The following is a 10,039-nucleotide window of genomic DNA, read 5'->3' as shown; positions in this document are numbered from 1 at the left end:
CGCCGCGCGCGCGGCGTCGCGCAGCTCTTCGGGCGGGTGGGGGTACGGGCTGAAGATCGTGCCGATACGACTCATGTCTCTACTCTGCCCCGAACCTCCGACATCGGGGGCGGGTGTCACGCGCGGGTCGCGGCCGGAGACACCGAGACCGCACGCGTTGGCCGAGGACGCAGAACGTCGACGCCCAACGAGTGCGTCCTCGGCAAACGCGTGCGGTTTCGCGAGCACACCCGTCCTCGCGAGCCGGCGGCGGTGCCCGGGGCCGCGTACGAAGAACGCCCCGGAGCCGAAGCCCCGAGGCGTCCACCGAAGCGCGTTACGCCGCCAGCGCGCGAGCCGCAGCGCGGACCACGAAGCCCGAGGCGTCGGCATCCACCGTCACCGCTCCCCCGTCGCTCAGCGCGCCCGAGACGAACAGGTCGGCGATGCGGTCGTCGACCTCACGCTGGATGAGCCGGCGGAGCGGCCGCGCGCCGTACTCGGGCTCGTACCCGACCTCGGCGAGACGCTCCACCGCGGCGTCGGTCACGTCGAGCGCGACGCCCCGCGCGGAAAGCCGCCGCGCGGACGCGCCCAGCAGCAGCCGCACGATGTCGCGCAGCTGCGCCTTCTCGAGCTTCTGGAACAGCACGATGTCGTCGATGCGGTTGAGGAACTCGGGCCGCATCGCCTCGCGCAGCTTGCCCATGACCCGCTCGCGCACGTCCTCGGCCGCGAACGCGTGCGTGGTGAAACCGATCGAGCCGGAGCGGGATGCCAGGATCTCGGCGCCGAGGTTCGAGGTCATCACGATCACCGTGTTGCGGAAGTCGACCGTGCGTCCCTGGCCGTCGGTGAGGCGTCCGTCGTCGAGCACCTGCAGCAGCAGGGTGAACACGTCGGGGTGCGCCTTCTCGATCTCGTCGAACAGCACGACCGCATAGGGGTTGCGGCGCACGCGCTCGGTGAGCTGGCCGGCCTCGTCGTAGCCGACGTATCCGGGAGGGGCGCCGATCAGCCGCGACACGGTGTGCCGCTCGCCGAACTCGCTCATGTCGAAGCGGATCACGGCGCCGTCATCGTCGAAGAGCGATCCCGCGAGAGCCTTCGCGAGCTCGGTCTTGCCGACGCCGGTGGGGCCGAGGAACAGGAACGATCCGACGGGGCGATTCTCGTCGCCCATGCCCGTGCGATTGCGGCGCACGGCCTTGGCGACGGCGGCGACAGCGTCGTCCTGTCCGATGACCCGGGCGTGGAGCTCGTCCTCCAACTGCGACAGACGGCCGCGCTCGGTGGCGGTCAGGCGGGCGACCGGAATCCCCGTGGCGCGACTGATCACGCCGGCGATCTCGGGCTCGTCGACGACCGCCGCGGCGCGCGGGGACCGGGTGGCCTCATCGAGCTGTGTCTGGACGGCGGCCATCTCGTCGCGCAGGCGCGAAGCCTCTTCGTAGTGCTCGGCCGAGACGGCGGCGTTCTTCTCGGCCTCGAGGGTGGCGAGCCGCTCGAGCAGCGAGGAGGTGTCGACCGAAACCCCGAGCCGCAGCCGCAGCCGCGCTCCGGCCTGGTCGATGAGATCGATCGCCTTGTCGGGCAGCACGCGGTCGGGCAGATACCGATCGCTGAGTTCGACCGCGGCGCGCAGCGCCTCGTCGGTGTAGGTGACGGCGTGGTGCTCCTCGTAGGCGGGGCGGAGTCCGCGGAGGATCTCCACGGCATCCGTCATCGAGGGCTCGCCGACCCGCACCGGCTGCAGGCGCCGCTCGAGGGCCGGGTCCTTCTCGATCGTGCGGTACTCGCGCAGCGTCGTCGCACCGATGAGGCGCACGTCGCCGCGCGCGAGGCGCGGCTTGAGGATGTTCCCCGCGTCCATCGAGCCGTCGCCGCTGCCTCCGGCCCCGACGAGGGTGTGCACCTCGTCGATGAAGACGACGAGCTTCTCGGATGCCGCGATCTCCTCCATCGTCTGCGTGAGACGCTCCTCGAAGTCGCCGCGGTAGCGCGCACCCGCGAGCATCGCGGCCAGGTCGATCGAGACGACGCGCGTGCCGCGCAGCTGCTCGGGCACCTCGTCGGCGACGATCGCCCGGGCGAGTCCCTCGACGACGGCGGTCTTGCCGACGCCCGCCTCGCCGATCAGCACGGGGTTGTTCTTCGTGCGTCGGCTGAGGATCTCGATCGTCTGCTCGATCTCGTCGACGCGACCGATGACCGGGTCGAGCTCACCGGCGGTCGCGAGAGCGGTCAGATCGGTGCCGAACCGGTCGAGGTTCGGGGTCACGGATGCCGCTTCGCTCGACGCCGTGGTCTCGGTCCCGCCGACGACGGTCTCGCGCACCCCCTGGGTCAGGGCCTCGGCCGTGACACCGGCCTGCGCGAGGATCTGCCCGGCCGGGGCGTCTTGCGCCAGCACGAGGGCGAAGAAGAGGTGGTCGGGGTCGACATAGGTGGACCCCGCGGCGCGCGCGACCTGGAAGGCGTGGAACAGCGCGCGCTGCACCGAGCCCGCGATCACCGCGCCGTCGACGTCGGCCGCGTCGCTCGCGGCGGGAAGACGGCTCTCGGCGGCACGGGCGATGGCGGCGGGATCGGCACCGATGCGCGCGACGGCTTCCCGGGCGGGCGACCGCCCCACGAGAACATGCAGCACGTGCAGGGCGTCGAGTTCCCGCTGGCCACGGCCGAGAGCGTAGCGTCCCGCGGCCTGGAGAGCCTCCTGCGTGCGGGCGCTCAGGAACCGGCTGAGATCGATGGACCGTTCGGCGCGCGCACGCTCTCCCGCCAGGTAGCGGGCGAGGAACTCGTCGAACGACTGGGCACCGCTTTCCCCGGTGCCGGGGGTGACATCTTCGGGCACGAACGTCTCCTGTGGTACATGAGTCAATCTCACTCAAGTTTGAGACTTGAGCGACTGTGTATCAACTTCAACGAGGAGGTTCCGAGGATATTCCCGGCAATCCCCGTCGCCCCGCGTTTCCGCTCGGCCTCGCCGACGGCGTCACCGACGTGGCCGGCCCGGCCGCGTCGTCACGCGCGAAGCGCCGGGTCGACGGCGTTCCACAACTCGACCGTCTGAACGAGCCAGAACGCGGCGAACAGCGCCACCACGATCGATTCGCCGAGGAAGATGACCGGAACGCCCCCGACGGCCGCCGTCGCCGCTCGCCCGGCGATCAGCACCGCGACCAGCGCGCCGAGGGTGCCGAGGATGCCCACCGCCACCACGGCGTACACCGCCCGGAAGCGACGCGGAGCGCGCTGCGGACGCCACGCCGAGATGGCGGCCACCACGCCGATCACCGAGAAGAACCCGACCGCCGCGACGTTGTGGGCGCCTCGCAGGAAGCCGGGGAAATCGCCGAGAGCCCACGCCACGAAACCGGCCACGATCACCGCCGCGGCGGCGAGGGTCACGACGGTGCCCGCGCCCGCCTGGCCCTGGGTGCGCGCGAGGACGGCCGCGACGATGAGGACGACGAGAGAGAGGGATGCCACCGAGATGCCGTTGTTGACCACCCCGGGGATCGCGGCGGCGGGCACGCACACGGCGTCACCGCCGCACGAGGCGTCGGAGATCGGCGTGGGAATCAGCGCGACGACGAGCGCGAACACGGCCGCAAGATCGAGCAGCCCCTGTTCGACGCTTCGCCCCGAGAGCACCAGCAGCGCCAGCGCGATGGCGCAGAGGACGCCGACGAACACATTGCCCGCGGGCGTGTAGAACGCCGCACTCAGCGACGACAGCACGCCCCGGCCGGCGACCTCGATCCCGATCGACACCGCCAGCGCCAGCGTCGCTCCCACGATCGACAGGCGCACGTAGCGGTACGTGCGCTGCGTCGAGGTCGTGCGGATGCGCATGCCGACATCCTGGCACCGACCACCGACACGCTCGTGCGGGCGCCGCGCGGCCCGAGGACGCTAGCGTGAAGGCGTGGCAGCCCTGACGCCCGACGACGGCGACCCGATCATCCGTCCCGCGCACGCGCGCCGCGGCGGTCCCGCCCCGACGATCCACGACGTCGCCGCCGCAGCGGGCGTGTCGAAATCGGTCGTCTCGCGGGCGCTCTCGGGCGCGTCCGGCGTCGCCGAACGAACGGTCACTCGCGTTCGGGATGCCGCCGCGAGCCTGGGCTATGTCCCCAACGCGCACGCCCGCGGCATGTCCGCCCACCGCACCCACACGCTCGGCGTCTTCGTCCGGGATGCGGCGACGCCGTTCTACGGACACCTCCTCACCGCCTTCCAGGAGCGGGCCGCCGAGCGCGGCTATCGCGCCGTGACCGCGACCGGCGCGGGGTCCTTCTCGATCGCCGAGGAGCGTCGCGCCCTGGAGACCCTCGTCGCTCTGCGCGTCGAGGGGCTGATCGTGTGCAGCGGCGCCCTGCCGGTCGAGGACGTGATCCCGTTCGCGGCGCGGATCCCGACCGTGGTCGCGGGCCGCCCGGAGCAGGACCCGTCCGTGAGCAGCGTGTACTGCGACGAGGTCGCGGGCGGGCGCGGGCTCGCCGACCACATCGTGAGCCTCGGTCATCGCCGCGTCGCGGTGATGACCCTGTCGCCGACGGACTCCATCACCCAGGCCCGGCGTACCGAGGCGATGGTCGCGCGCCTGCGGGAGCTCGGCGTCGGCGTCGTCCCCGTCGCCGGCAACGATGCGGGGCCCCGTGCCGACAGCATCGCCCCGATCGTGGACGCCGTGCTCGACACCGGGGTCACCGCCTTCATGACACCGAGCGACGCGTGGGCCATCGCCGCCCTCGAGCGCCTCCGCGACCGAGGACTCTCGGCGCCCGACGACCTCTCGATCACGGGGTACGACGGCGTGTCGCCCTTCACGACGTCGCTCCTCGGGATCACGTCATGGCGCCAGCCGCTGGGCCGGATCGGCCGCCTCTCGGTCGACGACGTCGTGGATCAGATCGACGGCGACGCCGCGGGCACCCAGCACCGCGCGATCGACGGCGAGCTCATCGTGGGACGAACCGCCGCCCACACCTGACCGCGTCACCCGCCGTTCACCCGCTGGACGACGGCTCGTCTCTTGCGACACGGCTCACGCGGATGAGGATAGGGAACGTTCCCTTCCCCTTTGCGAAATGAGATCGAATGACCAAGAATTCCGACCGCACTCGGCCACGAGACGACAGCGACCCCTTCCGCTATGGCATCTACCTCCGCCCGGACCCCCAGACCTGTCGGGCGGTGACAGTCGTCACCGACCAGCTGCGCGCCCAGTACGGTCTCGTCTCGGCGGGCGCCTTCCCCCCGCACGCGACCCTGGTCGGCAGCCAGCCCTTCGGGTTCGCCGAGCCGGACGTCATCGACGCCCTGTCGGCACTGCTCGCCGACCGTCCGGCGTTCCCGGTCCACAATGCCGGCATCCGCGGCCAGGGCCAGGGGTTCGTGTACGACGTGAGCGAGAACGGGGACGGCAGCGTCAACACCGCGTTCGTCGCGCTCGCACGCGATATCGACACCGCGATCGCGCCGTTCCGACCTCCCGTGCACAACCCCGAGAACAACGACTTCCGTCCGGAGTCCTTCCGCGCCCACCTCTCACTCGCCTCGCACGACCTCTACGTCCGCCCCGACCTGCGCGACGAGGTCGCCGATTTCATCCGCGGACTCGACGTTCCCGTCCCCTCGGGGTTCCGTGGCGACACGGTCGTGCTCTACCGCACCTCGAGCACGGACTGGTCCGGCCGCTGGTGGCAGAGCCTGACCTGGGAGCACCTGCGCACCTGGAAGCTTCCCCTCGACTGATCCGAGCCGCGGGGAGGGATGCCACGCCCCCGCGTGGCATCCCTCCCTCACCGCTCCACGCGCCCCCACGGTGCCGACAGCGCCTGCACACGCTCGCGGAGGGCCCGGTGATCCCCACCCGCACCCCAGGCGACGTAGTCGGCCGAGGCCTGCGGGCGCCGCTCCGCCTCGCCCGCGCGGAACCCCGCGAAGGCACCGCCGGCGCGACGGAGGATGTGGGCTCCGGCCGCGACGTCCCAGGGATTCGTGTCGAACCCCATGGTCGCGTCCGACCAGCCCGCCGCCACGTGCGCGAGGTTCAGGGCACCGCTCCCGGTGCTGTGGTGGTGCTGGTAGTCGCGGGTGATCTGGGCGAGGAGCGCGAACGCCTCCTCACCCAGCAGGTCGACGTCGTGCGACCCGGGGAAGCTCGTCAGCAGGGTCGCGCGATCATCGCGGGCCGAGACCGACCGCAGGGGCCCTCCGTTGAGGGTCGCCGGCCCCTCCCCCGCGGCGAACAGATTGTCGGCGACCGGGTCGAGGATGACTCCCGCGACCACCTCGCCGTCGAGTTCGGCGGCGATCGAGATGCACCAGTACGCCAACCCGCGGGCGAAGTTCGCCGTACCGTCGATCGGGTCGATGATCCAGCGCAGGCGCGCGTCCCCCGAGCTGCCCGTCTCCTCGCCGAGGATCTCGGAGCCGGGGGCGCCCCGCTGCAGCTCGGCGCTGATCACGTGTTCGGCGTTCTTGTCGTGCACGGTCACGACGTCGTGAGCGTCGCGCTTGAACGACACGCTCATGTCGGATCGGAAGGCCTCGAGCAGCGCCGGCGCAGCGGCGCGCGCAGCGGCGACAGCGAGCCGGCACAGCGCGTTCGGGGCGTCGGGAAGGGGCGTGGTCATGGGTTCTCCGTTCGGGGTCCCTGGGATTGAGCCAGGTCTCCCTGAACACCGCGTGAACGCTCGGAGACCGCTCGCCGCGAACGATTGACCGCCTGGAACGTGTGCCGCAAAGTAGTGGCGTCCCCGAAACGGGAACGTTCCCTATGAACGGAAAGGTCCGGATGTCGGCTTCGATCCTCCCCCTCCGACGCGCCCGCGGCATGACCCGCTCCACGCGCGCCACCCCGTCGTGGCGACGCGTCGACCGCCGCCTCGGCATCGCGCTCCTCGTCCCCGCGTTCGCGGTGTTCGCCGTGTTCGTGTTCTACCCGCTCGGCAAGGTCGTCTGGCTCAGCACCCAAGGCACCGACATCTTCGGCCAGGCCGCGGGCTTCGTCGGCGCGAAGAACTTCGTCACGCTCTTCACCGACCCGCACTTCGGTGAGACCGTGGTCCGCACCGCGGTGTTCTGCGTCGCCGTGGTCGCGGGTCGCGTGGTCGTCGGACTCGCCGTCACCATCCCCCTGACGATGAAACTGCGCGGGATGCCGATCTTCCGCGCCCTGCTCACCTCGCCCCTCGTGGTGTCGGTGTCTGCGGCATCCGTCGCCTTCGCCGCGATGCTCTCCCCCGCCAACGGCTTCGTGAACTCGGTGATCACCCGGTTCGGCGGCACCGCCGTACCGTGGCTCACGAGTACGCAGTGGGCGTTCCCGAGCGTGATCGTCGTCACGATCTGGGGCTCGCTCGGGTTCACGGTGCTCCTCCTGCTTGGCGCGTTCGGCGCGATCGACCGCGACGTGATCGAGGCGGCGCACCTCGACGGCGCGGGACCGGCCCGCACGCTCTGGTCGATCTCTCTCCCGTTGGTCACCCCGACCCTGTTCTTCATCGTCGTCACCGGCGCGGTCGAAGCGCTCACCACGTTCGGACAGATCCAGATCCTGACCGGGGGCGGCCCGGCGAACTCGACGTCGACCCTCGTCTACACGATCTACACGTCGGCTTTCGGGGCCGGTGGCGCGAACTTCGGCATGGCCGCGGCCACGGGGATCGTGCTGTTCGTCCTCGTCCTCGGACTGTCGCTGGTGCAGTTCGGACTCCTCGAGAAGCGGGTGAACTACTGATGACCCTCGCACCCGCCACGTTCCGTCGCCGCTCGACGCTCGCCCGTCGCGTGCGCTCGACCCTGCTCGCCGTCTGGCTCGTCGCGGCGGTCGTCATCGTCTGCTTCCCGCTGTACTACATCCTCGAGGGAGCCCTGACACCGACGGAGTGGCTCAACCAGGGCCTCGCCGGTCTCGTTCCCGTGCACCTCACGTTCGACAACATCGTCCGGGCGACCCAGGTCATCCCGCTCGGCCAGCAGTTCGCGAACAGCGTGGTGGTCACTCTCTGCCAGACACTGCTCCAGGTCACGATCGGCATCGCCTCGGCCTACGCCCTCGTGTTCTGCGGGCTGAAGCACACTCGGGCGCTCTTCCTCGTGCTGCTGTCGAGCATCATGGTCCCCGCCGAGACGACCCTGATCGCGAACTACCTCACGGTGTCGTCGTGGCACCTCATCGACACCCTGCCCGCCGTGTTCCTGCCCTTCGCGGCATCCGCGCTCAGCATCTTCCTGTTCCGTCAGGCCTTCCTCAGCTTCCCCGGCGAGTTGCGCGATGCCGCTCTCCTCGACGGGGCGGGGCATCTGCGCTTCATCCGATCGATGCTGCTGCCGGTCGTGCGTCCCACCCTGATCTCGGTCACGCTCGTCAGCGCGACAGCCGCGTGGAACGGCTTCTTCTGGCCGCTCCTGGTGACGAACTCCCCCGAGAACAGGACCGTCCAGGTGGGCATCGCCCAGCTCTCCAACGTCGAGGCCACCGACGTCGGCGTCGTCCTGGCCGGGGCCGCCCTGGTCACCGTGCCCGTGCTCCTCGTCGTCCTCCTCGCCCAGCGATTCCTCGCCGACGGCCTCACCGCCGGCGCCCTCAAGTAGTCACCCGAAAAGAAGGAACCCACCCCATGTCCCTCCGCACCCGCGCGTGCCTGGCCGTCTCGGCCGCCGCGACCCTCGTCCTGGCCCTGTCCGCGTGCACCGCTCCCGCAGGCGCGCAGCCGTCCGCGGCATCCGGTCCCGTCACCCTCACCTTCTGGCATGAGATGACCGGCCCCGCCGCCACCGAACTCGACACCCTGGTCTCTCAGTTCAACGAGCGCGAAGGCGGTGCGATCACCGTCGACGCCTCCTACCAGGGCTCGTACGCCGACGCACAGACCAAGTACACCGCCGCCGTGCAGTCGGGCAGCACGCCCGACGTGCTGATGATGAACGACACCTCGACGGGGTTCCTCCTGGACTCGAAGAAGACGGTTCCCCTGTCGTCGTTCACCGACGGGGACGAGTCCTTCTCGGCCGACAGCTTCCCCCCGGTCGTGCGCAGCTACTACGACGACGGGTCCGGCGGCCTCGCCGCGATGCCCTTCTCGGTGTCACAGCCCGTCCTCTACGTCGATCGCGCTCTCGCCACGCAAGCGGGCCTGAACCCCGACACCCCGCCGACGACCCTGGCGGACGTCGCGTCGTGGGCCGAGAAGATCCACGCGGTGACGGGCGCGTACGGACTGTCGATGAACATGGCGGACTCCTGGATGCTGGAAGAGATGTCCGCCTCGGGTGGACAGCTCTTCTGCACGCCCGACAACGGACGCGGGGCAGATCGAGCGACAGGTCTGCAACTGACCTCACCGACGCAGGTGAGTTTCATGCAGACGCTGCAGAAGCTGTTCCTGGACGGCACGGCCCTCAACCCCGGAACCGACAACAGCGCCATGGTCTCGGCCTTCGCGACGGGGAAGGTCGGCCTCATGCTCACCTCGAGCGGCGCGTACACGACCGCCGACCCGCAGAAGACCGCATCGAAGGTCGCCCCGTTCCCGCGCACCTCGAACAGTGACGACGCGGGCGTCGTGATCGGCGGCAACGCCCTGTGGATCTCCGGAGACGGCCACTCGGCAGCCCAACAGAACGCCGCGTACGCGTTCGTCACCTACCTCCACTCCGCCGAGGTGCAGGCTGCCTGGGCCAGCGCGACAGGGTATCTCGCGTCGAACACCGCTGCCGGCACCACCTCGACCGGAGCGCAGATGCTCGCCGACCCCAACTCGAAGGCCATGGCCGATCAGCTCGCGAACACGCCCGCCACCGCGGCGAGCGCGGGATGCCGGACCGGAGCGCTGCCCGCGCTGCGTCCCACGGTGATCGGGGCGTTCACGAAGGTGGTCGAGGGTGCGGACGTCGCCGACACGATGAGGGATGCCGAGAGCCAGGCCGCCCAGCAGATCGCCGCGTACAACCAAGCGGCCGGCTGAGCTCCGACCGGCGTCGGAGGTCTCGATCGTCTTCTCGACCCGGTCATCGGCGCAGCCGATGGCCGGGTCGAGCC

The 10,039-nt window shown here is 70.6% G+C and carries 8 protein-coding genes; 5 read left to right on the top strand and 3 right to left on the bottom strand.

Translation table 11 applies throughout. The annotated features are described in order from the left end of the window. Window positions 1-316: 316 nt before the first annotated feature. Together NS220_RS08130 and NS220_RS08125 are read right to left on the bottom strand one after the other, a co-directional pair. On the bottom strand, window positions 317-2,836 hold the full coding sequence (locus NS220_RS08130) for an ATP-dependent Clp protease ATP-binding subunit (RefSeq protein ID WP_058623573.1): 2,520 nt from the start codon (window positions 2,834-2,836) through the stop codon (window positions 317-319). Window positions 2,837-3,006: 170 nt separating this feature from the next. Further along, window positions 3,007-3,840: a hypothetical protein gene (locus NS220_RS08125; protein WP_058623572.1), complete on the bottom strand. Its 834-nt coding sequence runs from the start codon at window positions 3,838-3,840 to the stop codon at window positions 3,007-3,009. A 73-nt stretch (window positions 3,841-3,913) separates the two neighbouring features. On the opposite strand from NS220_RS08125, the gene NS220_RS08120 reads away from it, so the two are divergent. Continuing rightward, on the top strand, window positions 3,914-4,981 hold the full coding sequence (locus tag NS220_RS08120) for a LacI family DNA-binding transcriptional regulator (protein ID WP_058623571.1): 1,068 nt from the start codon (window positions 3,914-3,916) through the stop codon (window positions 4,979-4,981). 107 nt (window positions 4,982-5,088) lie between these two features. Then, window positions 5,089-5,745, top strand: coding sequence for a 2'-5' RNA ligase family protein (locus tag NS220_RS08115; RefSeq protein ID WP_058623570.1), 657 nt, complete (start codon window positions 5,089-5,091; stop codon window positions 5,743-5,745). A 47-nt stretch (window positions 5,746-5,792) separates the two neighbouring features. Here NS220_RS08115 and NS220_RS08110 read toward each other — a convergent pair whose 3' ends face one another. Continuing rightward, window positions 5,793-6,629 carry an inositol monophosphatase family protein gene (locus NS220_RS08110; RefSeq protein WP_058623569.1) on the bottom strand — a complete coding sequence of 279 codons (837 nt, stop codon included), beginning with the start codon at window positions 6,627-6,629 and terminating at the stop codon, window positions 5,793-5,795. Window positions 6,630-6,790: 161 nt separating this feature from the next. On the opposite strand from NS220_RS08110, the gene NS220_RS08105 reads away from it, so the two are divergent. From NS220_RS08105 to NS220_RS08095, 3 genes are read left to right on the top strand one after another with little or no spacing between them, the layout of a single operon-like run. After that, on the top strand, window positions 6,791-7,735 hold the full coding sequence (locus NS220_RS08105) for a carbohydrate ABC transporter permease (protein WP_058623577.1): 945 nt from the start codon (window positions 6,791-6,793) through the stop codon (window positions 7,733-7,735). Next, complete coding sequence (locus NS220_RS08100) at window positions 7,735-8,592, top strand: carbohydrate ABC transporter permease (protein WP_058623568.1); 858 nt, start codon at window positions 7,735-7,737, stop codon at window positions 8,590-8,592. The genes NS220_RS08105 and NS220_RS08100 overlap by 1 nt, the downstream gene beginning before the upstream one ends. A gap of 26 nt (window positions 8,593-8,618) precedes the next feature. Beyond that, window positions 8,619-9,965 carry an ABC transporter substrate-binding protein gene (locus NS220_RS08095; protein ID WP_058623567.1) on the top strand — a complete coding sequence of 449 codons (1,347 nt, stop codon included), beginning with the start codon at window positions 8,619-8,621 and terminating at the stop codon, window positions 9,963-9,965. Window positions 9,966-10,039 lie beyond the last annotated feature (74 nt).

The sequence above is a fragment of the Microbacterium testaceum genome, assembly GCF_001476655.1.
Lineage (GTDB): Bacteria > Actinomycetota > Actinomycetes > Actinomycetales > Microbacteriaceae > Microbacterium > Microbacterium testaceum_C.
This window is presented reverse-complemented; position numbering and strand designations above follow the sequence as displayed.

Coding starts and splice junctions, on each gene's coding strand:
- NS220_RS08100 (WP_058623568.1), top strand. CDS start 7,735: ATGACCCTCGCACCCGCCACGTTCCGTCGCCGCTCGACGCTCGCCCGT.
- NS220_RS08115 (WP_058623570.1), top strand. CDS start 5,089: ATGACCAAGAATTCCGACCGCACTCGGCCACGAGACGACAGCGACCCC.
- NS220_RS08095 (WP_058623567.1), top strand. CDS start 8,619: ATGTCCCTCCGCACCCGCGCGTGCCTGGCCGTCTCGGCCGCCGCGACC.
- NS220_RS08110 (WP_058623569.1), bottom strand. CDS start 6,629: ATGACCACGCCCCTTCCCGACGCCCCGAACGCGCTGTGCCGGCTCGCT.
- NS220_RS08105 (WP_058623577.1), top strand. CDS start 6,791: ATGTCGGCTTCGATCCTCCCCCTCCGACGCGCCCGCGGCATGACCCGC.
- NS220_RS08125 (WP_058623572.1), bottom strand. CDS start 3,840: ATGCGCATCCGCACGACCTCGACGCAGCGCACGTACCGCTACGTGCGC.